This window comes from Mesorhizobium sp. B2-4-15, assembly GCF_006658505.1.
Classification (GTDB): Bacteria; Pseudomonadota; Alphaproteobacteria; order Rhizobiales; family Rhizobiaceae; genus Mesorhizobium.
In genome coordinates, this window is sequence record NZ_VFUZ01000040.1 from 1 (window position 1) to 25,070 (window position 25,070).

Sequence of the window (25,070 nt, forward strand, 5' to 3'; positions counted from 1 at the left end):
CAGGTGTTCGACCTTTGCGACCGCATCGTCGTGTTCCGGCGCGGCCGCATCGTGGCCAATCTGCGCAAGGAGAATACAGACGGCCAGGATATCGTCTCCTACATCACCGGCGCCAAGACCGGGGAAGCCGAACTCGCGGCGGCCTGAGGATGGATAAGACGTGTACCACAAGAACCCCGTAATGCCTCTCCCGGTTACGTCACAGACCCCCTGACGCCGGCATCGACCGGATGGCGGCGCCCGGACCTGGCGTGGAACTGGTAAGGACGCGAGCCTTTCGCCCCGTCCTGTCCATGGGTCAGCCCTCGACGGTGTAGCCCGCAGATGCCATGACGCGCAGCAGTTCGCGATGGCCGATCCTGGCCATTTCCAGCGGCGGGTTCTTGATCGGGTCCTGCTCGGCCTCGACGACGAACCAACCTTCATAGCCATGGCCGGCGAGCCGTTTGATGATGGTCTCGAAGTCAAGCGAACCATCGCCCGGCACGGTGAAGGCGCCCTTGACGACCGCGTCAAGGAAGCTTTCGCGGGAGCGATCCAACTTGTCGATGACGGGTTGGCGCACATCCTTGGTGTGAACGTGGCTGATGCGATGGTGGTGATTGTCGATCACGCGCAGCACGTCGCCGCCGGCAAAGGCCATGTGGCCGGCATCGTAGAGGAGGGGTAGCGCCTCACCGGAATGCTTCATCAACAGGTCCACGTCCTGCTCGGATTCGATCGGTGCGGCCATATGATGATGGTAAGCGATCGGCATGCCCTGGTCGGCGCACCATTCGGCGAAAGTGGTCATCTTCCGGCCATATGCCTTGATCTCCTCTTCGCTCAGGCGACGACGGGTGGTGAGCGGCGCCGAACGGTCGCCCTGGATCGTGCCCGCGGTTTCGCCATAGACGATGCAGGGTGCGCCCACGGCCTTGAACAGCGCCATCTGTTCGGCAATGCGATCCTTCTCGCGGGCGATGTCGCCATCGAGCAGCAGGCCCGAGAACCAGCCGCCGCAGACCTTCATGCCATAGGTGTCGAGGATCGGTCCGAGAACGCCGGCATCCATCGGGAAGCGGCGTCCGGTTTCCATGCCGGAAAAGCCGGCTTCCCGCGCCTCTGCGAGGCAGCCCTCAAGCGAAATGTCGCCACTCAGTTCCGCAAGATCGTCGTTCCACCACGCGATCGGCGCGATGCCAAGCTTGGCTTTCATGCTCTGATTTCTCCTTCCATAGAGGACCCAAAATGGCTGCGTTGCCATCTATTATGAAATGTCTATTGACAAATCAATATATGCTGCAATGATTATTGCAATACGGCTTTAGGGAGGACTGCGCCAACTCGCGCAGGGCACGCGATCCATTGGACATGCCGAGGATCAGCGCCGCCGGAGGCTGCTCCGAACGGAGTGAAACACTCATCCCGCAATGCCGGAATCTTGTGACCGCCGCGCTGTCCGCGTGGCGTGTCTCGTGCTGTTTTCAGGATACTCAGATGTATGGCGACTACGGACTTTTCATCGACGGAGCCTGGCACTCAACGGGCGGAGGAGGCCTAACGCCGGTATTTAGTCCGGTCACCGAAAGGGCCCTCGGCGAGGTACCTTACGCGAATGGGGAGGACACTCGCGACGCACTCGAAAGTGCCCAACGGGGGTTTCGTTCATGGAAAGCAAAATCCGCCTTCGAGCGGGCTGATGCCCTGCATCGCATTGCCGACGAAATGCTGCGCCGCAAAGACGAAGGGGCGCGCATGATCTCCAGCGAGACCGGCAAGCCGCTGGCGCAATCGGAGCGGGAATGGGCTCTCGCGGTCGATCAATTCCGCTGGCATGCCGAGGAGGCGCGTCGCATTTACGGGCGTGTCATCGAGAGCCGTGTCCCGGGCGGTCGTTTCGAGGTCCTGCATGAGCCTGTCGGCGTCTCCGCGGCCTTCACGGCATGGAATTTCCCCGCAGCACTGGTGGCACGCAAGGTCGCGCCAGCGCTGGCCGCCGGCTGCTCCATCGTGGTGCGTCCCTCGAGCCAAACCCCGGGCACGGCCATGGTCATGGTTGATTGCATGCGAGCGGGCCAGTTGCCTGCGGGCGCGGTCAGCCTGCTGGTTGGTCCGACGGAAGCCACCTATGCGCCGATCATGGCGTCGAAAGTAGTCCGGAAAGTGTCCCTGACCGGCTCAACGCGGGTCGGACAGCAGATGATCCGCGATGCCGCCGATACGGTCAAAAAGGTCTCAATGGAGCTCGGCGGCAACGCGCCGCTGATCGTCTTCGACGATGCCGATCTGGAGACCGCGCTCGGTGCGGCGGTGCCGACCAAATATGCCAATGCCGGCCAGGTCTGCGTCACGCCCGACCGCTTCTTCATCCATGAAAGTCTGTATGACAGTTTCGTCGAGGGCTTCGTCTCCCGGGCCAAGTCACTAAAGCTTGGCGATGGTCTCGATCCCTCGGTGCAGATGGGACCGCTGATCAACGGTAAACGGCTCTCCGACATCGAGGCCGTGGTCGCGGATGCCGAACGGCAAGGGGCAACGATCGCCGCCGGCGGCCGCCGTGCGGCGAGCTTTAATGCCGGGCATTTCTTCGAGCCCACGGTGCTGACCAACGTTAGCGACGACATGGCGGTCTTTGCCGAGGAGAATTTCGGGCCGGTGGCGGCGATCACCTCGTTCTCCAGCGACGACGAGGCGCTGCAACGCGCGAATGCCTCCGACATGGGGCTTTCGGCCTACGCGTTCACGCAAAGCCCGAAGCGCGCACGCCGGGCGGTTGCCGAGCTGAAGGCTGGAATGGTCGGCATCAACAGCTTCGCCCTTGCGGCCTCGGAGGCGCCCTTCGGTGGCACCAATTTTTCGGGCATGGGTAGGGAAGGGGGCATCGAGTCGATCAAGGACTACCTCGATACCAAGCTTGCCCAGGTCGTTCTCTAGGGACTGCCGACATGATCCCCAATACCCTCAAGAAGCTCTGGGCCGACGGGCGTCCGACCATTAATGGCTGGCTCTCGATAGGCAACTCGTTCACCGCCGAGATCATGGCCGCGCAAGGTTATGACAGCATCGGCATCGACCTGCAGCACGGTGCGCTCGACTACAACGCCATGCTGCCCATGCTGCAGGCCATGCGCGCCTCGGGCGTCACCCCGCTGGTGCGCGTCCCCTGGCTTGAGCCGGGCATCATCATGAAGGCGCTGGACGCCGGCGCCTACGGGATCATCTGCCCGATGATCAACACCGCGGAGGAAGCCGCGAAGTTCGTCTCCTACCTCCGATACCCGCCGCTTGGACAACGGTCATTCGGTCCGACGCGTGCCAATTTCGCGGTCGGCGCCAACTATGCGGCGGAGGCCAATGGCGAAATCCTCGCCTTCGCGATGGTCGAGACCGCTGAGGCGATGGATAATCTCGATGCGATCGCAGCCACGCCAGGGCTCGACGGCATCTATGTCGGGCCGGCCGACCTGACCTTCAGCCTGCACGGCGGTCGCCTGCCTCCGGCCTTCGATCGCGAAGAGCCGGAAATGATCGAGGCGCTGCAAGCGATTGTGCGGGCCTGCCGCAGCCACGGCATTCGCGCCGCGCTGCATTGCGGCACTCCCGAATATGCCGGGCGCGCCGTGGGGTGGGGCTTCGACATGACCACCGTCTCCAACGATGTGCGCCTGCTTGCCGGCGCGGCTGACGCCGCCGTCAAGCGGTTCAGGGCGCTGATGGCTGGAGCCTCAGCCGAGGGTATCAACAACCCCAAGGGAGGCTACTGATGCCTCACGTGCTTGTTGCCGGCAAACTGCATCCAAGCGGTATAGCCCTGCTCGATCGGGCGCCGGATGTAACTTATGACTATGTTGAGGAGGTTTCCGAGCCAAGCTATGCCTCGCTGATCGGCAAGGCCGATGGGCTGGTCATTCGCACCCAGCCGCTGTCGGCTCCGACCATCGACAATGCACGCAACCTCCGCATCGTCTCGCGGCATGGGGTCGGCTACGACTCCGTCGACCTGCCGGCGCTCAACAAGCGCGGAATCGCGCTGGCGGTCGTTGGTGATGTCAATTCAGTCTCCGTGGCCGAGCACGCCATGATGCTGCTGCTGGCGACAGCGAAACGCACGCTGCGCGCCGATCGTGCCGTTCGCGAAAAAGGCTGGAACTGGCGCAACAGGCTCGAAGCGTCGGAACTCGCGGGCAAGCGGCTGCTCATCCTGGGCTACGGCCGGATCGGCCGGCATCTTGCCCGCATGGCCGCCGGCTTTTCCATGCAGGTTGAAGCCTACGATCCGTTCCTTGAGAAGGTTGGCTGGCCTGATGGGCAGGTAAGATCGGCCGGCGACCTCGCCGCGGCGGTCGGCCGTGCCGATGCGATTTCCGTGCACGCGCCCAAGGGCGAGAGACCATTGATCGGCGCTCGTGAATTCGCGCTCATGAAACGCGGCGTCATACTGATCAACACCGCGCGCGGCGGCGTGGTCGACGAATCCGCACTTATCGAGGCGCTCCACGTTGGCGCGGTAGCGGCCGCGGGACTGGATGTTTTTGACCATGAGCCCCCCGACCCGGATAATCCGCTGCTGGCCATGGATCAGGTGATCCTGACGCCGCACATCGCCGGTCTTACCGCCGAATGCGCGCAACGCATGGCAGTGTCCTCGGTCAGGAACGTCCTCGATTTCTTCGAAGGCAAGATCGATCCTGCGCTCGTCGTCAATGGCGCCCAAATCAATGGGAGATAAGAAACCGAAGCTGCGGGTCGGGCTTATCGGGACCGGCTTCATGGGCAAGACCCATTCGTTTGGGTTCGCCGCGGCGGAACGTGTTTTCGATCTGCCATTCGAGCTCGAGCTTCATACCGTCGCGGACCGCACTGAAGAACTTGCCGGCGCAGCCGCGCGTACGCTCGGCTTCAAGAACGCTACCGGCGATTGGCGCCGGCTTGTCGGCGATCCGGATATCGATCTTGTCGACATCACCGCGCCAAACGCGTTCCACCACGAGATGGCGCTGGCCGCGATCGCCGCCGGCAAGCACGTCTATTGCGAGAAGCCGCTTGCACCGCGCGCAGTAGAGGCCGCCGAGATGGCAAACGCCGCCGCGTCTGCCGGCGTACGCACGCAGGTCGGGTTCAACTATCTATGCAATCCGATGATGGCGCTGGCCCGTGAGCTTATCGCGTCCGGCGAGCTTGGCGAAATCCGCAGCTATCGCGGGATTCACGCCGAAGACTACATGGGCGATGCGCAAGGTCCCTTCACCTTCCGCCTCGACCCGGTAGGTGGCGGTGCGCTGGCCGATCTCGGCAGTCATGCCTTGGCGACCGCCGAGTTCCTGGTTGGCCCGATCGAGCGCGTTCTTGGCGACGAGGTCACCGTCATCAATAGTCGTCCGGACGGCAAGGGCGGCCGTACAGCCGTCGAGGTCGACGACATCGGCCGGGCTTTCTTGCGCTTCGCCAACGGCGCCACGGGCAGCATCGAGGCAAGCTGGGTAGCGACAGGACGCAAGATGCAGCACGACTTCGAGATCTACGGTTCCAAGGGCGCGTTGACGTTCAGCCAAGAGCGCTTCAACGAATTGCAATTCTACACTACTGCGGAGGCCGGTCGCGTTCGCGGCTTCCGTCGCATTGAGGCCGGGCCTGATCATCCGCCCTATGGGCTGTTTTGCGTGGCGCCCGGTCATCAGCTTGGTTTCAACGATCTCAAGGCCATCGAGGTCGCGCTGTTTGTCGAAGCCATCGCAGGGATTCGTCCCGAGCCATTCAGCTTCCGCTCGGGACAGCGCATCCAGCAACTGGTCGAAGCGATCCATACCTCGGCAGCTGGAGGCCGCTGGGTCAGCGCAGCTTGATGGTGGCCTCGATGCGGCACCCCGCGGGGGCGGCTGAACTACCTTCGCACGGCCGGGCTTGCCGCGTTTGGTAGGCAATGAGTAGCCAGGGATCCGTCGGGCGGTGACCTTCGGCGCGCCCTATAAGTCCCCGGTTAAGAATTGGGCACGCCCGAATCCGAAACTCCAATCATCATCGCGATTCTCAACGCAGGAGACCATGAGGTCCGCAGGTGCAACGCCGCAGCGTTGTCCGAGATTTTCAAGAAGCGACGCGTAAAACCGCTCCTTCATCTGCTGGCTTCTTGGCCGCGTCGTCACATGGATCAGGACCCGGCTATCTGTTCGCTCAAAGCCAAGGTCGGTGTCCTCCATGAGCAAATGCGATGGCTGGTGCTCGTGCAGAATCTGATAACGGTCCCGCACAGGCACCTCAAAAGCTTCGACCATGGAGTCATGTATCGCCTGCAACAGCGTGGCTGTTTGATCCTCGCTCCTGCCTTTGACGACATGAACATTGAGTAAGGGCATGGTCTGTCCTTTCGAATTTTTATCCACCGTGTTGGTATGGCCGCGCGCTTGCCGCGTTCTTTTCCGAGGCTACTGGCAGGCCGGCATGGCGGCAGGGGCGTGCGAGATGGCCGCTTGACCTGCCGGTACCTCATCGAGCAATGGCCTATAATCGATGATCCCGTGCGATTGCGCAAGGAATATTGCGTAATCGCAAAGTTCCAGTATGTTCCTCATCGAAAAGGATCGACCATGCAGGTTTTGCGATCGAAGCCCCAATCTGCCAGCGAGCTGATGACTACTTTGAGTTCGGCTCAGGACAATATGGGAAAGGGCGGCCGGCGCGTTGCAAATTTTTTCATCGCGAACCTTGGAGAGACCGCCCTTCTGTCAAGTTCCGAGGTCGCCAGCCGCTGCGGCGTGAACGCATCCAGCGTGGTGCGCTTCGTCCAGACTTTGGGATTTTCCGGCTACCGCGAATTTCAATCGATTCTGCAACAACATTTGTCCAAGTCGATGGTGGACGCCAGGCACTCAGGCGCCGGCGGGATTTCGTTGCCCGAAATTTCAAAGCCGCTGCGTCTTTATCTTCTCGCCGATTCCGGACGATCGTTCAACGAAGCCGCGGAAGCCGCCGCGAAAAACTTCAGCGCGCAAAACCCGTCGATCGAAATTGAAACAGAGTCCCATGTCTCACACGCTGTCGAACCTGAGGACTTCGCGCGCCGGATTAAGAGCGCGGCCGAAAAGTCCGATGGCATTATCCTGGTCGCCAGAGAGCATCCCGCGATCAACGATGCGGTAAGGGCGGCAACGGGTCATGGCCTGCCGGTGATGTGCTTGACCACCGATCTTCCCTTGTCGGGAAGAGCAGCTTACGTCGGTTCGGACCAATATGTCTCGGGAGCTACGGCAGCCTGGCTTTGTGGGCGGATGCTTCCGCGCGGGACAACGGGGAAAGTCCTATTTGTTTGCAGCGTGCCGTTTCGCTGCCAGCAAGACCGCGAGCAGGGGTTCAGACATGTCCTGCGAACAGAATTCTCATCCTTGGCCATCGATGAGAGGGTAAGTTCCAACGAGAGCATTGAGGTCATCTATGAGGCTGTCCGGCGATATATAGCAAAGAATGGCCCGCCGGCGGCTATCTACAATGTTTCAGGCGCCAACCTGGGCGTTGGGCGGGCGCTTGAAGCTGAAGGTCTTAGTCATTCGATCGTGTTTATCGGCCATGAGTTGAACACGAACTCGCGGTCCTTGCTCGAGCGAGGCATCATGGATGTGACGATCGGTCATGATTTCGATCGTGAAGTCGCGCTGTCCGTCGAGTGCATAAGGATGGCGCGCCAGGGGGTTCAGCCTGTCAATCGCATAACGCAAAGTCAGGTCTTCACTCGCTTCAATTGCGCTATCTTTTGATTGACTGAACCATTCTGCGGGGAGGGAGGATGATAGGCGGCTGGACCGGTTCCGCGCTTCAGTGCCCGGCGCCCCCCTAGATCGTCAGCTTCGAGACCGGGGTCGGAGGTGCGAAGGGGTAGGCGCCCCAAACTGACTGGTCGAAATTGATTACAGAGCCAGTCATCATCCCGGCATCTTCCGAAGCCAAGAATGTGACCGCCTTGGCCACTTCCGCAGGAGCCAGAAGGCGCTCAAAAGGTTGTTCGGCCGCAGCCTTTTCGAGCCAATTTGCGTCCGCGCCATGATACTCGCGCTGGATGCGGTCCTCCCCGTCGGAAGCCATCCAGCCGATATTCAGCTGATTGACACGGATCTTGTTCCGCATCGTTGCAAACGCCGTGTTGCGGGTAAGCGTGGCAAGAGCACCCTTGGAGGCGCAGTAGGACGCGATGAACGGCTGCCCGGCCAGCGCCGAGGTCGAGCCAATGTTCACGATCGCACCCTGGATATTGTCTCGGACCATCCGCCGAATTGCTTCCTGCATCAAGAAGAAGGGAGCGCGCGTATTGATCGCGAACATCCGGTCGAAAAGCTCCTCGCTCGTGTCGAGGATGTCGCCCCGATCCGTAAGGCCGGCGGCATTCACCAGGACGTCGACGCGCCCAAAGGTCTTATCGGCGGCCTCAATCACCGTCCTGCAATCGGCCACGTTCGCCAGATCGGCCTGGACGAAGCGAACGACGCAGCCTGTTTTAGCCTCAATCGCTGCCGCGACGGCGCCACCCTTGTCGGCGTTGCGCCCACAAGTGACAATACCGGCGGCGCCCGCATTTGCGAAATCCATGGCGATCGCAGCACCCAATCCTTGCGTGCCGCCGGTGACCACCGCGAATTTCCCATCGACTCTGTTCATTTTTCAACGCCTCCTCAGCCTGCAATGAAATTTGCAGAAGAAATCAATACGGAATTTGTATTGACATGCATGCGAAAATGCAAGATATTTTGCACCAAGCACGCAAAGAATGGTGCTCGGCTTGCACGACAGGCCGCAGGGAGGAAATCAATGTTGCGTATCGCCGTGCTCGGCTGTGGCCGAATTGGTCAAATGCATGCTGCCAATGTCGCGCGGCATCCCCGATCCAGGTTGGCGGCGGTATTTGATGTCAATTCAGAGGCGGCCGAAAAGGTCGCGGCGGCTCAAGGCGTCAAAGCCGCGGCCAGCGCAGAGGAGATTTTCGCGTCCGACACGGTGGACGCCGTTCTGATCGCCACGGCAACTCCCACCCACGCCGACTACATAGAAATGGCAGTCGCTGCGGGTAAAGCGGTTCTGTGCGAGAAGCCGATCGACCTTAGCCTCGCCCGCGTCGAGGCGTGCGCCGCCAATATCGGTGAAACCAAAATCCCGATCCAGCTCGGATTCAACCGCCGTTACGATCCCGGGCATAGTGCAGCGCGAACGGCGATGCTGGCTGGCGATATAGGCGAGTTGCACCAGGTCATAATCACCTCCCGCGACCCCGCGCTGCCGCCGAGGGCCTATCTGGAGGCTGCGGGCGGTCTATTCCGTGACATGACGATCCATGACTTCGATTTGGCTCGCTTCATGCTCGGCGAAGAGCCGACCGAGGTCTTCGCGCTTGCCAATGCACTTATCGATCCGGCACTCGGGAATGAACTCGATGAAGTCGACAGCGCAATGTTCATCCTGAGGACCGCGTCGGGCAAGCAATGCCACATCAACAACTCGCGCACGGCGGTCTACGGCTACGATCAGCGCGTTGAGCTCATCGGGAGCGCGGGCATGCTTCTTTCCGACAACCGCAAACCTCACGAATTGCGCCGCTTTACAAGCACGGCCGCCGAGGCGAGCCAGCCGTATCAGTTCTTCTTTCTCGAGCGCTACCAGGAAGCCTTCATGGCGGAGATCGATGGGTTCGTGGACTGTGTAGAGAAGGGCGCCGTTCCGCTGGCGAGTTTCGAAGATGGGCGCCGTGCGCTCATCCTGGCGGAAGCGGCTTACAAATCCATGAAAGAGGCACGTTTGGTGCGTGTTTCCGAGGTGGCTGCATAAAGCATTCGGCGGCGGATCCGCAGGAGGAAGAAAGATCCGCGCAGTGGGAGGAGTGGCGTTTGGTGAAGCCTGGGCTCGCACGGATCGCCGTGTGGGGACATGACCGAGACCGGTCCCGCAATGGCGCCGGGCATCTTGGCTGTGCCTTGCTTGCGATCAGGATCGAAGGAGAACCGCGAAAGCGTGCCCTCACTGCCGACTTCTCCGCAGGGCTCTTTCAGAGTGGTCAGGCAAGCACTGCAATTGCATTTGCGGGTGACGACATCGCGAACGATGTCTCATCGCAAGGTCGAACCTTTCTGTGGTGAGCACAGAAGGCCCAAGCGGCGTCAAGCCCGGCTCAACGGGCGGTCGGACCGCGCAACAAAAGGAGGATTCAATGAAATTTCCAACTCTCCCCATTTCTCGCCGCAGAGCCGCCAGCACGGTTGCTTTCGGCGCGCTGTTCCTTGCAATAACCGCTGGAACCGCACTTGCCGAATACAAAGCCGCGGACGTGAGGATCGGTTTCACCCCGAAGTTTCTCAAGGATGATTTCCAGACCCTGATGCTGGATCTCTCAAAGAAGGCCTTCGATGCAAAGGGTTTCACCCTGGTCGGCGCTCCTGATCCGAACGGCGATATCGCGGCCGAAGTCGATGCGCTCCAGAACCTGATTGCCAACGGCGCAAATGTCCTGGTCTTCGCTCCCATTGACGCGGCGGGAATCGTTCCCGCGGTCAAGAAGGCGAACGATGCCAACGTCCTCGTTTTCTCGATCGATGACGCTCCCGCGGGCGGCAAAGTGACGGCGACGGTGCGCGCGGACAATGTCGACGCCGGCGTTCAAGGCGCCAAGGAGATGGTCAAGCGCCTGCAGGCCAAGCCATGCTGGACCGATAACAGCTGCATCGTGCTTGAGCTGCAGGGCGCCCTGACCACCCCCAACGGCCGCGATCGCTCCGATGGCTTCTCCAAGACCTTGCATGAGCTCGCGCCCAAGGCGAATCTGATACAGCGCCCGACCGAATGGACTGCCGACATGGCGGCCGACGCTGCGCAGAACGTCCTCACCCAGAATCCTTCGTTGAGCGGCATCTTCATGGCATCCGAACTCATGGCATCGGCCGTGAACGCCCAGCTCACCAATGCCGGCAAGGGCGCTCCGGTGGGTGACCCGAACTCGGTGATCCGCATCGCAATCGATGGAACGCCTCAAGGACTGCAGCTGATCCGCGGCAAGGCCCTCGACGCGACGGTGTCGCAACCCCTGAGCGCCTATGCGAGCAAGACGGCCGACCTGATCGAACTCGTCTCCAAGGGTGGCAAAATCGAGATCGGACCCCGTGACGACGGCCAGGTTATCGATACTCCCGTCGGACCGCAGTACCAGCTGAAAGCGACGCTGGTGACAACCGACAATGTGGACTCCCCTGATCTGTGGGCCAACAAGGTCGGCAAATAAGTTCAGGAGGAACCAAGCCGTGGAGCCGAAGATCATGGACAAGGCGCGACCCATCGTCGAGATGCGTGACATCGCCAAGACCTTTGGTTCGACCCGGGCTCTTCGCGGCGTGAATTTCACCGTCATGCGCGGTGAGGTTCACGCCCTGTTGGGCCGCAATGGCGCGGGAAAGAGCACGCTTGTTTCCACCTTGAGCGGATACGTTTCGGCCGATACCGGATCGATCAGAATTGGAGAGGTCGAGGTAGAAGCGGTCGGCCAACACTATGCGCCCAGCATTCGCAAGTTGATCGCCCACGTTCAACAAACGCCTCAGCTGTTCAACCTGCTGACCGTGGCGGAGAACCTTTTTGTCGAGAATCCTCTCGTGCGCAGAGGCTTCGGCGTGGTGAGCCACAAGCTGATGTTGGAGTGCGCGACGGACCTGCTGAGCGAATGGAATATGGACATCCAACCCCGCTCGCTTGCAGGCGAGCTGGGCGCCGGGACCAGACAACTGCTCGAGATCATGAAGGCTCTTAGCCGCGGCGTGCCCGTCATGATCCTGGACGAGCCAACCGCGGCGCTGAGCAATGCGGAAAAACGCATTCTGTTCGAGCATGTGAGGGCGCTCAAAGCCAAGGGGGTCTCGTTCGTCTATATCTCGCACCACCTGGATGAGGTTTTCGAGATTGCCGATACAGTCACGATCTTGAGGGACGGGAAGGTCGTAAAGGAACGCGAGCCCGTGGAGCGTCTCGACGTGGAGACCATCGCCGACCTTATGATGGGTGAAAAGACGGTTCGAAGCACGCGACAGGACTTCGTGGCGGATGAAGCCCCTGTTCTGCTTCAGGCCAAGGGGATTCGGCTCGACAGCTTTTCGGAAAAGGATATCGACTTTGAGGTAAGGGCGGGCGAGATCGTGGCCCTGGCAGGCCCGGTGGGTGGCGGGAAGGAAGCGCTCGCAATGGTCCTTGCTGGCCAGCAAAGGCCTGAGAAAGGCGAGGTGGTCAGCCCGCGTGGAAAGCTGCCCACCATCGGCCTGGTTCCGACCGACAGGCATGCGAGCGGCTATGTCGGCATTCTGGGTGTTCGCGAGAATGTAGCGATCGGTGGCCTTGACGTCCTGTCTGGTAAACTGGGTTTTATCAGCAAAGGCAAGGAAGCCAGGCATGTCGGGCGCCTTGCCCAGCAGACGAACGTAATCGCTTCGTCTCTGGAGCAGGCGGTGAGCCAGCTCAGCGGCGGCAATCAGCAGAAGGTCGTTTTCGCGCGCGCGCTTTGTCGAGGTCCCGAGGTCATAGTCGCCCTTAGCCCAACCCGCGGTGTCGATGTGGGGGCCAAGGAACAGCTCTACTCGCTGTTGCGGGATCTTGCCAGCAAGGGGCTGGGAGTTGTGGTCGTCTCGGACGAGGAAGACGAAATTGATCAATTGGCAAACCGGGTCGTGATCGTGTTCGAGGGACACGTCGTCGATGAACTGGTGGGTGGGTACACAATCAAAGATCTAATCCTACGGATGGAGGGCGTCGTATGAGCACCGATATCGTGAGCAAATCAACGCCGAAGAAGGAACATTCCGGGCAGTCACGGCTATCCGCCTTCGGAAGCGCTTTCGTGGCCGGTGGATTTACGATGTACCCGGTCCTTCTCATCCTGGTAATCGTTGGGGCCATTGTTGCTCCGCGGTTCGCCACGGCAGCCAATCTGCTGAATATCCTCGACCAGGTAAGCGTTCTGGGTTTGACGACGATCGGACTGACTTTCGTCGTCCTGATAGGGCGACTGGATCTGTCGCTCGAGGGAATTGTCGGTTTCGCCCCGATGTTGGCAGCCGTCACCTTGGTGCCTGTGGCGGCAGGCGGGCTCGGACTGGAGCTGCCGAGCTGGGCTGGCCTATTCGTTGCGCTGGGCACTGCGGGGCTAATTGGCCTTTTCAACGGTTTCATGGTCGTCAGGGTCGGTCTCAACCCGTTCATCTCGACACTCGGGCTGCTTGTCCTGCTTCGGGGCGGAGTGCTGATCGTTTCCAACGGGCGTTCGATCTACTCTCCCGGCAAGGCGCTGACCTATCTCGGCTCCGAGAGTTGGTTCGGTATTCCTGTGTCGGTGATTGTATTCATCGTCGTCGCGGCTATGGTCGGCCTTGTCTTCCACTACCACCGCTATGGCCGCGCCTTGTACGCGATCGGCGGCAATGAAGACGCCGCAAGGGCGGCCGGCATCAACGTGGACAGGGTCATTTGGTCGGCGTTTGTCTTCGCGGCTCTCTTGGCGGGCTTGGCCGGCGTTCTGATGACGGGCCGTCTCGATTCCGCGGTGACAACCCAAGGGCAAGGGATAATCTTCTCTGCTTTCGCAGCTGCGGTAATCGGTGGCGTAAGCCTGGGCGGCGGCCGAGGGACGATCGTCGGAGTCATTAGCGGAGTGCTCCTGATCGGCGTCATCAACAACTTGCTGACCTTGGCGCAGGTTCCGTCCTTTTACGTGCAGGCATCGACTGGTGCCGTGATCATAGCGGCCGCGGTGCTGACGACGATTGCGAGTCGACGCTCGAGCGGCGTGCGAACCCGAACCTGAGATATCATGCCGGCAAAGTGATTGGCTTTGCCGGCGTCATCGCCAGGCTCGAATTGACGGTGCGGGCATCGATCAAAAGCAGTAGGCCAGTCTTAGTCTGGAGGTGGCGGTGAAACGGCGTCCAATCGGACAGACTGGATTGGAAGTTACCGAGATCTGTTTCGGAACGGCTCCCCTCGGCGGGATGCCGGACACTTATGGCTATAGCGTCGACGAAGCCACCGCACTTGCGACCATCCGAGCGATTTTCGACGGCCCGGTCAACGTCATGGACACTTCCCGCAATTACGGCCTTGGCCGCAGCGAGGAGCGAATTGGAACAGTGATCAGAGAGCGCGGAGGTCTACCTCCAGGATTTGTGCTTTCGACCAAATTAGACCGGGATATGGGTACAGGCCGCTTCGACGCCGGTCGCGCCAGACAGTCGCTCGAGGAGAGTCTTCTGACTCTCGGTCTCGATCGCGTTCACATACTCCACCTTCACGACCCTGAACATTCCGCCGATGCCGACGAGATCACGCGGCCAGGCGGCGCGCTCGATGAATTGTTTCGGATAAAAGAGGAAGGTCTAGCGACCGCGGTCGGGTTGGCAATGGGCCGTCTCGATATCATGCTGCCGATCGTAAGAGACTGGCCGTTTGACGTCCTGCTCAACCACAATCGCTTCACGCTTTTGAATCGATCGGCAGGTCATCTCTTTGAGCTTGCCAATGAAAGAGGGATAGCTGTGTTCAACGCGGCTCCTTACGCTGGCGGTGTCTTGGCCAAGGGCAGTTCGCGGGTGTCTCGGATAACCTATCAAGAGATCGATGAAACAAAGCTCGCACCAGTGCGCCAGATCGAGGAGCTGTGCGGAAAGCATTCCCTGGCCCCTGGCGCGGCAGCACTGCAGTTCTCACTAAACGACCCGCGGATCACCTCGACGGTTGTAGGTGTTTCAAAACCCGAGAGGATCGCCCAGACACTTGAGTGGGCCGCCGCGGCCATCCCTGAACAGGCTTGGGAGGATCTTGGGAAGATTGGGTATTCGTTGGATGATCCCGAGGCCGAGCGGCTTTATAAACCGGGATAGTGACGGCGCTAGCACAATCTGCAGCAATGCATTCGCAGCTTTCGCCAGCAATGTTGTCGATTCGGCTTACCCAAAAATCTGCTGCTTGAGGATGCGCAGGATAGCGCTGTCGGTCGCGGAATGTGGGCTTACCGCCTGGCGGGCAAAAAAACCGCGTTCGAGCGCGCCGCTGCGCCTCACGCCATCGCCGACGAAACAACGCGCGAAACAGGCAAGCCGCTTGTCCAGTCCGAGTGCGAATGGCGTTATCCGATCTCGCTGGCGGTCACGACGCGGCGCTCTGCGATCTGGCATCGGCAAAGGCGTCAATTTCTGCGTTGAAGGCCACCTGCTAGCGCTCGATGAGGCAATGCAGATAGGGCTCGGCTTGTCCATGAACCCTCGGCCGTAGATCCTGGCACCGTGCGCGCGGCAGTTTTCGGAGATCGCCGTGCGGCTGAACCGAACGCCTCGACACGTTGCATATCCGCAGACGGCCCGACGGGAATTGTTGATGATGGCCTACTTCCCGCTTGCCGTCTTCATCACGACAGTGTCCCAGTCGCCCGTCCGATCCACCAATTCCGGATCACCAGACGGGCGCCGGTTGCGAACACTTCGACAGGTCCCTCGCCGAGCATGAAGCGCGCCAGGTCGAAATCATGGATCGTCATGTCCCGGAATATCCCGCCCGACACTTCAAAGTAGGCGGCAGGAGGCATGTGCGCTTCTGGCCGGCGGTGAAGACCCTGAACTTGGGCTGTCGGGTGCCCCTTCGTCCCTAACCGACCTTTGAATCCCTTTGAAGTCCCGCTTCTGAAGGAGTAAATACAACCTTAGCTAAAGGGAGGTAGCGGTGGTTGAGGGCCATAAAGACGTGGCGCGGACGATGATTGACGCCACCTTCGGGTCGCAGCATCGATCCAGGGCTGATATTGCCTCACTACGCTTCGATATAGCTCAAACCCGGCGTGTAATCGCGGCATCACGAGACCTTCTAAAGCGGTTTCGCCAGCGCAAGATGGACGAAGCGTTAAGGGAGGTTGAGCAACACCACCCGGTATCCGCGTTCGATGCAGACATTCTCCGCAAGGTCTTTCAGGATTTGGTCTTGGAAATGAAGGCACCGGAGTGTCAATGGCGTGATCTCGCTCAGACCCTGGTTTACGAGTTTACCGGGTGCGAGCGGGTCGAGTCCGGCTTGGTGGATTGGATCATCAGGAAGTAAATCCGCCTTTCAGACTTCAAAACTGGCTTGACGCCATGTTTCCGAGCGCCTTCGTAGATGTGGTAGGAACCGCGGATGCTGGAATCGAGGATCGTCTGCCATTCGCATTCGAGGGGCGCGCCGCCGAAATGCACAATGGCGTTGCAGTCCTTGGTCGCGGCGATCGTTGCCTCCGTGTCGGCGAGGTCGGTGCCGCCTCTCGAAGTTGGGCATCATTGACGACAACGTAAGTGATGCCGCGCACGGCACTACATCGTGGCTTCCTGCTCCAGCTCTTTCATGTCCTGAAAACGGTTCGCAACACGGGCTGCGGCATAGCTCTCAAACATCCTACGGCTCTTTCCAGACGCTTCCGATCGCCGTTCTTACGATGGTGGTACCCAGCGGCGCTATACATTCGATGTCCTCGATGGTCCGCAGCAATGTGTAGTGGTCGATCCTGTCGGCGTAACGGCCGGGCTTGATACCAGCGCCGTAAAACACCGTGAATATGTGGTTCTCAAGACCGCCATCGTCCTCGTCGAAGGTTACAATCAGCAGGCTGTTGTGCTTGCGCGACCAGATGGCATAGGTGCGCAAATGGGCCTTCAGCCATGCATCGGCCTTCATGATCGTGCCGTCATGCATGTCGTTGGCCAGGTTGGGGATGACGAAGCTGACCGCCGGCAGCCGCGCATAGTCGCGCGGAAATTTGGTCAGTGATTTTCCGGCTCCTCTGGCGTCGGCAAAGGATTCCCACGGATTGTGTTTGCGGGGCGATCCGGGCTCGGCATAGCCCACAAAGGCCTTGCCGGCAGCCTGAAGGCGCTCGGCTAGGTTGGACCCGGCAATCTCGTGGATGCCATCGTCGCGCACCCCGTTGGTCGAGCCGCTGAACAGCGCCAGGTAGTTGGGCTGGCTGGGATGAGCGACCCCATGCGAATTATAGAATAGGGCGCCGTTCCTCGCCAGGGTCTGCAGATAGGGAGCAGCGCCCGGCTGCGCGATCTGCTCGAAGGAGTGATTCTCCATGACCACGACCACTACATGGTCGTATTGCGGCGGCGCATCAGCCATGGCGATAGAGCCTCCGCCCAAGGCAGTGCCGCCGGCCAGGATGAGCAACACGGCGAACCGTTGAAGCAGACTACGACTTTGTGGACGCGTATTCATCTCTCTCTAAAGTCATTTGACCGAATGTCAGTATCTGAAGCATACGATACCAGCTTTGCGCTTTGGACATTCCAGGCCGCATCTTTTATGCGAAGAGGCTGCGGATTACTTCGGACGATAGAACAGAACCCGCCCGGTCGGTATTAGCTGAAGCCGAGTTTTTTGTGCCTGCAGGAACTTAACACGGTCGTGAAGTGCGCGAGGACAGGCATCTTTTTGGTAGGCCTGAAGCCGACATAAAATGCCCGAAAGCAGGGCCGCCCGCGGAGCACATCGGGATCGGGTGCAAAGATACGATGTGCATGCATGTGCTTGATGGTGCTGCCGATTTGCCTGATCGCCCCCCTTAGTGCCGGGATGTTTGGGATCCAGCACATCCACCGTGTGCATGAGTTCCTGAACGGCAACCGTCGAGTGGTTGCCCAAGCGGAGATCGAGCAAGTCCGCAACAACATCAGGCGCGCGGCCCTGCAAGCCATCGATGTAAACACAGGTATTAAGCATGAGTTCCTGCCCTGCCTCGGCAGTGTCAACGAGGAAGGGCAACTCGTCATCGTTGCGGCGAGACAAGCCTTTTTGGAAAGCGAACCGTGCCCAGCGAATCGATATTTCGAAATCGAAGTCCGCCAAGTCAGAATCCAAGCTTCAGCGTCGGATCAACGGTTCCTCTCGTCTTTCTAAACGACTGTCCGAAATCGTCATAGAGCGCAACACTAGCGAGTGCGAATTCAATCAAGTCTGTATCAGTCGCAATACCAGTCTGTTTCTTTGCCTTTTCGACAAGCGCGGGGCTGATACGACTGCCGATTCGCCTGCTCTTGTCGCCCAGCAGACCAGAGTTTTCCGCAGCCTTCATGATGGCCTCGAAACGAGCACTGCTGACGCTAACGAACTTGCCGGTCTTCAGGAATGGCTCACCAGGCTTCGTCGTCGTTCCGATCATGCCAGCACGTCCTTTCTTCTTGGCGCCGCCGCTTGTGTGTTTCTTCATTGCTGCCTTCGCCACAACGCAGCCTCCCTGTCTGACATTTTCCAATTTCGTCTAACATATCATTGGCGCGGCAATTTCAAGGAGCCATCGAAATGCGGCATCGTTCCAATATTGCCGGGCGCAGTGCTTTAGGCGCGAGGTGCTGGGTGGACATTTGTACGGTTTAGCACCAACTTTGATGCAACCTTGCGGTTCACGCGCTGCGGAAGCACTATCCCGACTGCACTGGTCCCTCAAACAGTATATGGTCCGGCCTGCGATCCTGTGTCACCGGAAAGCAGGCCGGGCTTTCCGAGGTGCGCGAGATCTGAGATGCAAGCGCCATTCTCCCGCATCGAGAGGGCTCCCATGCGAGTTTGCCTTCAAGCCAAAGCGCATCAATTACTGAGCAATTCGAACATCCTCGCCGGGTGAGCCGGGCGTACAACGCTCCCGTTGTGACCCCAGTTCGAGTTGCGACAGAACCCATTCCGGTGCATGAAATCCGGGGATAGCGATCGATTTCTTCAAACACGAGCGAGCGAGCAGATGATTGCCGACACATCGGCGATCGTTGGCCTTTTGGGCAGGAAACCGATCGCCTGCAGGTGAGCAAAGGCTGGGCCCGAATTTTGTATGGATACGGGATATAGCTGCCATCTGAGCTAGAAGACGCCGAACTCGCCCTTTGGTGCGTCGCGGCCACGTACACCTCTCCAATGGGAACACGGACCCCTTCGGTAGAGCTTGAAATGGTGGATGCCCATGCGTCGTGCAAATCGATCGTTCCGATATTGACGTTGCACGACTTGAAGATCGGATTGCCCATCAGCCGTTCCCCGAGATTGTCGCAGACCTTGAGGAAAGGGTCACAGGATTTCCAGATGTCGTCTAGAAGTTCCGGAGGTATATCCTGACGAACGCGGCCAACCCTGAAATAGTTGGATGCACCCAGCCGCCGGAAGCGCGCTCGTAGAAAGCCATCAGCTTCTCACCGCTCGGCGAAGGAAGCGGTTTTCAGACCGCCTGGAGGGCCATGAAACGTAAGCGTCCGGAAGGCCGCCTTACGAATGGAGAGTCCAGGAACAATGCTGTTAGCGTTATGAAGGCGTGTGAGCTTATTCTTGTCGCGATAGGGAGTGCGCAATGACCTATAAAACTGGCTCAATTCTAACGGTCTGTCCGCGATGCGGCAAACCCGCCCTACAATCGCCAAGCAAGGGAATTTGGTGCGCTCATTGCAAGAACGGATCAAGAGGCAGGCAAAGCCGCTTGTTATTTGTGGCGCGCTAAGTCTCAGCTTTGCGACCGGGTGCAGGTCAGGCCGCCTGAGCGCTCAGCGTCTTGAATGTCCAATTCCATGGAAGCAGTTGCTCCAGCCTGGTGATCGGCGTGTCCGCGATGCGGGCGAGAACGTCAGCAAGCCATGACTGCGGTTCTCCTTCATTGCATTTGGATTGACGGCACCAGCTTTGAGTGGGGTAACGAAAAGATGGCTTAGTCGACTCCATCCCCAAACGAGTTCTCGGGCTGCTATCATCTCCGAACTCGTGATGTCCCTGCCGGGACGGTGGTTGCGGCGACCTCGGTCAAACGGCTGACAGCAGTTCATCTGCATCTCGTTGGAAACGTTGAGGCGCCCGACCCGAACATTATCATGAGGTATTCGACCTCGGAAAGGACCGTGACCCCGGCGATGGCAATGCGATCCGGATTGACAACTACCCGCAATTAAAGGGCCGTTTGACACCCAAGTGTTCTTCACGACAGCTTTGCGCCGCACTTCAGTCACTTCAACGGTGTCATCCGCGCCCCCAAACGGGAGATTCCCCCACGATGAGGCCCAACCCCCTTATGTCCTTGCTGCTCATTGGAGCCGCTGATGGCGTTTTAGGAAAAGTGCTCCTCCATATAGACGCGGAACTCCCGCTCGAACTGCTCTTGGAGGAGGGACGACATATGCGTGCGGCTGCGCGTCAGGTAGACATGGCAGGGCACGTAGGGAAGGAACGGCTTGATGGCGAGCGTTCCGCGCCACCTTTCCGCAGAGAACTTGTCGACGATGGAGACGCCAAGCCCCTCGGCCACGAGAGCGCAAGCGGCGTCACTGTAATGAGCCTCGAAGCGCACCTCGACGCGAACTCCCGCGTCCTCAAAGCTGCGGTCGACGGCCTGGCGCGAGCCGTCCTCGCGCCCAAGTGCGATGAAGCTTTGGTCGCGGATGTCAGCGGCTTCGATCGCCTCCTTCTCGCTCAAGGGATGTCCCGCCGGCAGCACGCAGACCGAAGCCGTCTCGAAGATGAGATCGCAGGTGGTCGCCGGGTCGATCACCGGCATCGTCATCAAGCCAATGTCGAGTTGCTTGCTCGCAGCGAGCTCTGCGATCCGCACGGACGCTTCCGGCTCCAGCGACAGCCGCAGCTTGGGGTGGTGCCGGGCGAACACCCCGACGAAGCGGGGTAGCACATAACTGGACAGCGCCGGATAAGCGCCGATGATCAACCGACCCGCCTCTAGCTGTTGGATGTCGGCCGCCAGCCGCCGCAATCGCGCCATGCCCCTGACGATATGCCCGGCCTCCTCGTGCAGCAGGTAGGCCTCCGCGGTCGGAGCCAACCGGCCGCCCTGCCGCACGAACAGCTGGATCTTCAGCGTGTGTTCGAGATTGGCAATGTGGGCGCTGACGGAAGGCTGCGAAATGTGCAGGAGATTGGCGGCACCAATCACTGTTCCCGCATCCATCACAGCGCGAAACGCCTGCAACTGTCTGTAGTTCATTTTCTGCGCGCCAGGCTTCATAGGAAAAACCTATAGAGGATGCACCTTTTCATATTTGTCAATTGCCCCGAGTTTCGCTTTATTCTCCACCTGCTGGAAGAAACATCCAGCCAATTGGCACCGCGATTGGCCATCGCGGCGTTCGCAAATAAGCACTGCGCAGAGACTAACGCGATTGCGTCACTGTCTTTCGATCGACGGATCGAGGCGGCCCCTTCGCGCGCAGCCAATCATAAAGAGGGTAAAATGAAAATGGGACTGTTACGATGGATGGGCCTCGCGGCGAGCGCCTTGATTTTCCTCACCGGAGCCGCGCGTGCGGATGAAGCCGGCCAATGGTCGAAGATACGCATTGCGACCGAGGGCGCCTATGCGCCCTGGAATTACATGTCCTCCGACGGCAAGCTCGCGGGCTACGAGATCGATCTCGCCCAGGAACTGTGCCGCCGCATGAAGGCCGATTGCGAGATCGTCGCCCAGGACTGGGATGGCATGCTGCCCGCGCTCAATGCCGGAAAGTTCGACGCCATCATCGCGTCCATGTCGGTTACGCCCGAGCGGCAGAAGGTGGCCTCTTTCTCAGTGCCTTACGCCAAGGCGCCCAACGCCTTCATGATGATGAAGGACAATCCGCTGGCCTCGGAACTTGGCCCCCGCGTCGACTACAGCCTGAAGAAGGATCCCGAAGGCGCCAAGAAAGCGATCGCGGCGATGGCCCCGGCGCTGAAAGGCAAGGTGCTCGGCGTTCAGGGCTCCTCGACAGCCGCGACGTTCGCCACGGCCGAGTTGAAAGAACTGGTCGAGATCCGTGAATACAAGACGACGGACGAACATAACCTCGACCTCGCCGCCGGGCGCGTCGACCTGGTCATGGGCAATATCACCATGCTGAAGGCCGCCATGAAGCAGCCAGACCTGGCTGGCGCGACCCTTGCCGGTCCCACATTCATCGAAGGCGTTCTCGGCAGCGGTACGGCCAACGTGGCCATGCGCAAAGACGACACCGCGCTCAAGGCAAAGTTCGACGCGGCCATTGCCGAGGTCAACACCGACGGGTTCAACCGCGCCCTGACAGAGAAGTGGTTCGGGGTCGATATCACGCCCAAGGATTGAGTTCAGCCGGGCGGGCGCGAAGGTGCGGCCCGCCCATCTTGTCCATCGGAAAAATTGATAGCATGACCCAGTTTGTCATAGTGGGTGCCGGGCTCCTCGGCACGTCGATAGCCTATCGCCTCGCGGAACGAGGCCACATCGTGACTATTGTTGAGCGCGACCATCCGGGCGCCGGCACAAGTGGTTCGAGCTTTGCCTGGACCAACGCGAACGAAAAGACCCCCTACAACTACCACCTGATCAATGCGCTGGGGATGCGCGCGCACCGGGAGCTCGAAAATGAATTCGGCGCGCGTCCCTGGTTCCATGGCGGCGGGGCGGTCGAATGGCGCTCGAACGCGCATGAGGCACAAGAACTCGATGAGCGCGTCGAACGCCTGATTGGATGGAACTATGCGGCCGAATGGATTTCGCCAGACCGGTTGCACAGGCTAGAGCCGGCGCTCGCTCGGGACGCTTCAGGCGACGCCAAGATTGCCTATTTTTCCGACGAAGGCTGGGTGGACCCCAGCGTCTATATCGAATTCTTCCTCGGCAAGGCCCGCGATCTGGGAGCGAAGCTGCGCCGCGAGACCGTCACTGGCGTCGACCTGAGCGGCGACAAGGTGACGGGCGTCAGGACCGCGTCGGCAAAGACGATCAGCGCGGACGTGGTCGTCAACTGCACTGGCCGATGGGCAAACGATCTCGGTCAGGACGTGCGCTTGACCTTCCCGCTGGCTCCCACGATCGGCCTTCTCGTTGTGACCGCACCCGCCCATTCGGGTGTGCGACGGGTGGTCCGCACCAGTGCAGTCAACATGCGGCCCGATGGCGCGGGTCGCATCATGCTGCACAGCGAGCACGACGAACAAGCGTTCACGCTCGAAAGCAGTTCGCACGATACCTACCCCGCTGCCCTCGCCATGATTGAGCGCGCATCGCGCATCTATCCGGGATTCGCAGGCGCCAGGCCCGAGGCAATGCGGCTGTCGCATCGCGCGATCCCAGGCGACGGCGTGTCGGCCGTCGGTCCGGTCCCGGAAGTTAGCGGCTACTATGCAGCTGTCACCCATAGCGGAGCGACGCTTGCGCCCTGGCTCGGCCAGGTGGTTGCCGCCGAACTCGCGGGAGAGTCGGCCAACGATGCGCTCCAGGATTTTCGGCCAGCCCGCTTCTTTGGACGCCAAACCCAGCCATCAGCGCCTGCTCGGAAGCCCCAGCATGTTTAGACGACTCCGGGCCGATGATTTGACCACGACGATCTACTTCGACGGACGGCCATTGCGTTGCCGGCCAGGCGACAGCATTGCGGCGGCGTTGCTCGCGGCAGGCGTTGAGCGGTTCCGCACGACGCCGGTCAGTGGGACCGATCGCATGCCCCATTGCATGATCGGCAATTGCTTCGACTGCCTGGTCGAGATCGATGGACGGGCCGACCAGCAGGCCTGCCTGGTCCCGGTTAGAGAAGGATCCCAGGTGCGATCGCAACTGGGCACGGGAAAGTTCGACGCCGTATGACCGATACCCCGCGCACAGACTGTGAGCTTGCCATTGTCGGCGGCGGCCCGGCAGGGCTCGCGGCTGCCGCACTTGCCGCGGAACTCGGCGTGGAAACAATACTGTTCGACGAACAGCCGACGCCGGGCGGACAGATCTATCGGAACATAGAAGCCAACAGCCGCAAGCTCGACGCTTTGAGCGATATTCTCGGCGCCGACTACGCCAAGGGACTTGCGCTGGTGGAGCGGTTCCGCAGCAGCGGCGCTGCATACGAACCTCTAAGCTCCATCTGGCAGGTTACTGCTGCAGGCAAGCTCGGCGTATCGCAAAAGGGCCGAGCCTATCTGACGAGAGCCGGCAGGATCATTCTGGCGACTGGCGCGGTCGAGCGTCCGTTTCCGGTTCCAGGCTGGACGCTGCCCGGCGTCATGGGAGCAGGTGCGGCGCAGACACTTATGAAGGCGTCCGGCGTGGTGCCGGACAGGCCAACTGTCATCGCCGGCTCGGGGCCGCTTACCTATCTCGTCGCCTTTCAGCTCATGAAGGCCCGCGCGCCCCTGACTGGCGTCATCGACACATCGCGAAAGGGACTGCTCGAGACGGGGCTCACTGCTCTCCCAGTGCTGCCAGGCTTTGCTGGCGATCTGCTGAAGGGCCTGTCCTGGATGGCTGCGCTGCGAAGGGCCCGCATCCCCGTCTTCAGCGGCCGCAACGTTGCGGCCGAAGGCGGCTCGCGCGTCGAGGCCGTAACCTTCGAGGGCCGCGGGAAGAGGCGCCGGCTGCCTGCGTCGCTTCTGCTTCTGCATGAGGGTGTAGTCCCCAACAACCAGATCACCGCAAGCCTGCGCTGCAGGCATGTTTGGGACGCCGCCCAGATGGCTTGGCGTCCCTGGACGGACGAGTGGGGTGTAACGAGCGCGGAGTTGGTGGCCGTGGCGGGCGATGGCGCGGGTATCTCCGGCGCCAGAGCGGCGGTGCATGGTGGACGCCTGGCTGCACTTGATGCGGCCTGCCGCATCGGTCGCATTTCGCGGGCCGAACGCGACGAGCGCGCGCGTCCCGAGCGTCAACATCTCCAGCGGGATGCCCGGTTCCGTGCGTTCCTCGACAACACTTATCGCCCTAACGAAGCCGTGCGCCGGTTGGCGAACGAGACAATCGCCTGCCGCTGCGAGGAGGTAACAGCTGGCGATCTGCGCGCGCTCGTTGCCGAGGGCTTCACTGACATCAACCAGCTCAAGTCATTCTCCAGATGCGGCATGGGACAGTGCCAGGGCCGCATGTGCGGGGCCACCGTCGCCCGCATCCTGGCGCTGAGCCTCGAAACTGACATGGAGTCCGTCGGCTACTACCGGTTGCGCCTGCCGGTGAAGCCGCTGCCAGTCGCTCAGCTTGCCGAGCTCGGCAACGCCGAACGCGATTTGAGACCGTCGCCATTGGGTGCCGACGGCGACCCGAGCCAGCGCGTTTGAGCGATGAGAAGCAGAAGCGACACAATGAGACG

At 60.4% G+C, this 25,070-nt stretch carries 23 protein-coding genes and 2 pseudogenes; 15 read left to right on the plus strand and 10 right to left on the minus strand.

The window, feature by feature from the left end; genetic code table 11:
- Positions 1-298: 298 nt before the first annotated feature.
- A complete protein-coding gene (gene iolE, locus FJ930_RS28470; RefSeq protein WP_141840976.1) occupies positions 299-1,198 on the minus strand; it encodes a myo-inosose-2 dehydratase in 900 nt (299 codons plus the stop codon).
- 281 nt (positions 1,199-1,479) lie between these two features.
- Between iolE and FJ930_RS28475 the strand changes: the two genes are divergently transcribed.
- Genes FJ930_RS28475 through FJ930_RS28490 form a run of 4 tightly spaced genes read left to right on the plus strand, consistent with a single transcriptional unit; the run spans position 1,480 to position 5,825 of the window.
- Positions 1,480-2,916, plus strand: coding sequence for an NAD-dependent succinate-semialdehyde dehydrogenase (locus FJ930_RS28475; RefSeq protein WP_141840977.1), 1,437 nt, complete (start codon positions 1,480-1,482; stop codon positions 2,914-2,916).
- A gap of 11 nt (positions 2,917-2,927) precedes the next feature.
- Positions 2,928-3,746, plus strand: coding sequence for an aldolase/citrate lyase family protein (locus FJ930_RS28480; RefSeq protein ID WP_141840978.1), 819 nt, complete (start codon positions 2,928-2,930; stop codon positions 3,744-3,746).
- A complete protein-coding gene (locus FJ930_RS28485; protein ID WP_141840979.1) occupies positions 3,746-4,711 on the plus strand; it encodes a hydroxyacid dehydrogenase in 966 nt (321 codons plus the stop codon). Before FJ930_RS28480 ends, FJ930_RS28485 begins: the two co-directional genes overlap by 1 nt.
- Positions 4,701-5,825, plus strand: coding sequence for a Gfo/Idh/MocA family oxidoreductase (locus tag FJ930_RS28490; RefSeq protein WP_140748677.1), 1,125 nt, complete (start codon positions 4,701-4,703; stop codon positions 5,823-5,825). The genes FJ930_RS28485 and FJ930_RS28490 overlap by 11 nt, the downstream gene beginning before the upstream one ends.
- A 120-nt stretch (positions 5,826-5,945) precedes the next feature.
- Here the strand turns inward: FJ930_RS28490 and FJ930_RS28495 are convergent, their stop codons facing one another.
- Positions 5,946-6,335 (minus strand): tautomerase family protein, encoded by a 390-nt coding sequence (locus FJ930_RS28495; RefSeq protein ID WP_140748675.1) that lies wholly within the window; start codon positions 6,333-6,335, stop codon positions 5,946-5,948.
- A 231-nt stretch (positions 6,336-6,566) separates the two neighbouring features.
- Here FJ930_RS28495 and FJ930_RS28500 point away from each other — a divergent pair, with 231 nt between their 5' ends.
- Positions 6,567-7,730 (plus strand): substrate-binding domain-containing protein, encoded by a 1,164-nt coding sequence (locus tag FJ930_RS28500; protein WP_181176556.1) that lies wholly within the window; start codon positions 6,567-6,569, stop codon positions 7,728-7,730.
- A gap of 76 nt (positions 7,731-7,806) precedes the next feature.
- On the opposite strand, the gene FJ930_RS28505 is transcribed toward FJ930_RS28500, so the two are convergent.
- Positions 7,807-8,625 carry an SDR family oxidoreductase gene (locus FJ930_RS28505; protein ID WP_141840981.1) on the minus strand — a complete coding sequence of 273 codons (819 nt, stop codon included), beginning with the start codon at positions 8,623-8,625 and terminating at the stop codon, positions 7,807-7,809.
- Positions 8,626-8,775: 150 nt separating this feature from the next.
- Here FJ930_RS28505 and iolG point away from each other — a divergent pair, with 150 nt between their 5' ends.
- The 5 genes from iolG (at position 8,776) to FJ930_RS28530 (ending at position 14,864) form a co-directional block, all read left to right on the plus strand.
- Positions 8,776-9,786, plus strand: coding sequence for an inositol 2-dehydrogenase (gene iolG / locus FJ930_RS28510; protein ID WP_140748669.1), 1,011 nt, complete (start codon positions 8,776-8,778; stop codon positions 9,784-9,786).
- A 304-nt stretch (positions 9,787-10,090) separates the two neighbouring features.
- Positions 10,091-11,230, plus strand: coding sequence for a sugar ABC transporter substrate-binding protein (locus tag FJ930_RS28515; protein ID WP_140748667.1), 1,140 nt, complete (start codon positions 10,091-10,093; stop codon positions 11,228-11,230).
- Positions 11,231-11,249: 19 nt separating this feature from the next.
- Entirely contained in the window at positions 11,250-12,749 is a 1,500-nt protein-coding gene (locus tag FJ930_RS28520; RefSeq protein WP_181763498.1) for a sugar ABC transporter ATP-binding protein, read from the plus strand.
- Complete coding sequence (locus FJ930_RS28525; protein ID WP_140748663.1) at positions 12,746-13,792, plus strand: ABC transporter permease; 1,047 nt, start codon at positions 12,746-12,748, stop codon at positions 13,790-13,792. The genes FJ930_RS28520 and FJ930_RS28525 overlap by 4 nt, the downstream gene beginning before the upstream one ends.
- A 139-nt stretch (positions 13,793-13,931) precedes the next feature.
- Positions 13,932-14,864 carry an aldo/keto reductase gene (locus FJ930_RS28530; protein WP_246677075.1) on the plus strand — a complete coding sequence of 311 codons (933 nt, stop codon included), beginning with the start codon at positions 13,932-13,934 and terminating at the stop codon, positions 14,862-14,864.
- 437 nt (positions 14,865-15,301) lie between these two features.
- Here the strand turns inward: FJ930_RS28530 and FJ930_RS28535 are convergent.
- A pseudogene (locus FJ930_RS28535) lies at positions 15,302-15,562 on the minus strand (Gfo/Idh/MocA family oxidoreductase); the annotation flags it as partial.
- A gap of 170 nt (positions 15,563-15,732) precedes the next feature.
- Between FJ930_RS28535 and FJ930_RS28540 the strand changes: the two are divergent.
- Positions 15,733-16,071 (plus strand): hypothetical protein, encoded by a 339-nt coding sequence (locus FJ930_RS28540; RefSeq protein WP_246677076.1) that lies wholly within the window; start codon positions 15,733-15,735, stop codon positions 16,069-16,071.
- A 330-nt stretch (positions 16,072-16,401) separates the two neighbouring features.
- Here FJ930_RS28540 and FJ930_RS28550 read toward each other — a convergent pair whose 3' ends face one another.
- From FJ930_RS28550 to FJ930_RS28575, 6 genes and pseudogenes are all read right to left on the minus strand, one after another.
- Positions 16,402-17,127: an alkaline phosphatase family protein gene (locus FJ930_RS28550; RefSeq protein WP_246677077.1), complete on the minus strand. Its 726-nt coding sequence runs from the start codon at positions 17,125-17,127 to the stop codon at positions 16,402-16,404.
- Positions 17,128-17,328: 201 nt separating this feature from the next.
- Complete coding sequence (locus tag FJ930_RS28555; RefSeq protein WP_246677078.1) at positions 17,329-17,853, minus strand: DNA-binding protein; 525 nt, start codon at positions 17,851-17,853, stop codon at positions 17,329-17,331.
- A 1-nt stretch (position 17,854) separates the two neighbouring features.
- Positions 17,855-18,214 (minus strand): hypothetical protein, encoded by a 360-nt coding sequence (locus FJ930_RS30680; RefSeq protein ID WP_246677079.1) that lies wholly within the window; start codon positions 18,212-18,214, stop codon positions 17,855-17,857.
- Positions 18,215-18,425: 211 nt separating this feature from the next.
- Positions 18,426-19,148, minus strand: a complete 723-nt coding sequence (locus FJ930_RS28565) for a hypothetical protein (RefSeq protein ID WP_348642766.1) — start codon at positions 19,146-19,148, stop codon at positions 18,426-18,428.
- Positions 19,149-19,512: 364 nt separating this feature from the next.
- Positions 19,513-19,650: pseudogene (locus tag FJ930_RS28570) on the minus strand (transposase domain-containing protein); the annotation flags it as partial.
- A 433-nt stretch (positions 19,651-20,083) separates the two neighbouring features.
- Entirely contained in the window at positions 20,084-20,992 is a 909-nt protein-coding gene (locus tag FJ930_RS28575; protein ID WP_141840984.1) for a LysR substrate-binding domain-containing protein, read from the minus strand.
- A gap of 225 nt (positions 20,993-21,217) precedes the next feature.
- Between FJ930_RS28575 and FJ930_RS28580 the strand changes: the two genes are divergently transcribed.
- The 4 genes from FJ930_RS28580 to FJ930_RS28595 all read left to right on the plus strand — a co-directional run bounded on the left by FJ930_RS28580 (position 21,218) and on the right by FJ930_RS28595 (position 25,038).
- Positions 21,218-22,084 (plus strand): transporter substrate-binding domain-containing protein, encoded by an 867-nt coding sequence (locus tag FJ930_RS28580; RefSeq protein ID WP_246677080.1) that lies wholly within the window; start codon positions 21,218-21,220, stop codon positions 22,082-22,084.
- Between the two features lie 62 nt (positions 22,085-22,146).
- On the plus strand, positions 22,147-23,295 hold the full coding sequence (locus FJ930_RS28585; protein ID WP_141840985.1) for an FAD-binding oxidoreductase: 1,149 nt from the start codon (positions 22,147-22,149) through the stop codon (positions 23,293-23,295).
- Complete coding sequence (locus tag FJ930_RS28590) at positions 23,288-23,584, plus strand: (2Fe-2S)-binding protein (RefSeq protein WP_140748651.1); 297 nt, start codon at positions 23,288-23,290, stop codon at positions 23,582-23,584. The genes FJ930_RS28585 and FJ930_RS28590 overlap by 8 nt, the downstream gene beginning before the upstream one ends.
- Positions 23,581-25,038, plus strand: coding sequence for an NAD(P)/FAD-dependent oxidoreductase (locus FJ930_RS28595; protein ID WP_141840986.1), 1,458 nt, complete (start codon positions 23,581-23,583; stop codon positions 25,036-25,038). Before FJ930_RS28590 ends, FJ930_RS28595 begins: the two co-directional genes overlap by 4 nt.
- Positions 25,039-25,070 lie beyond the last annotated feature (32 nt).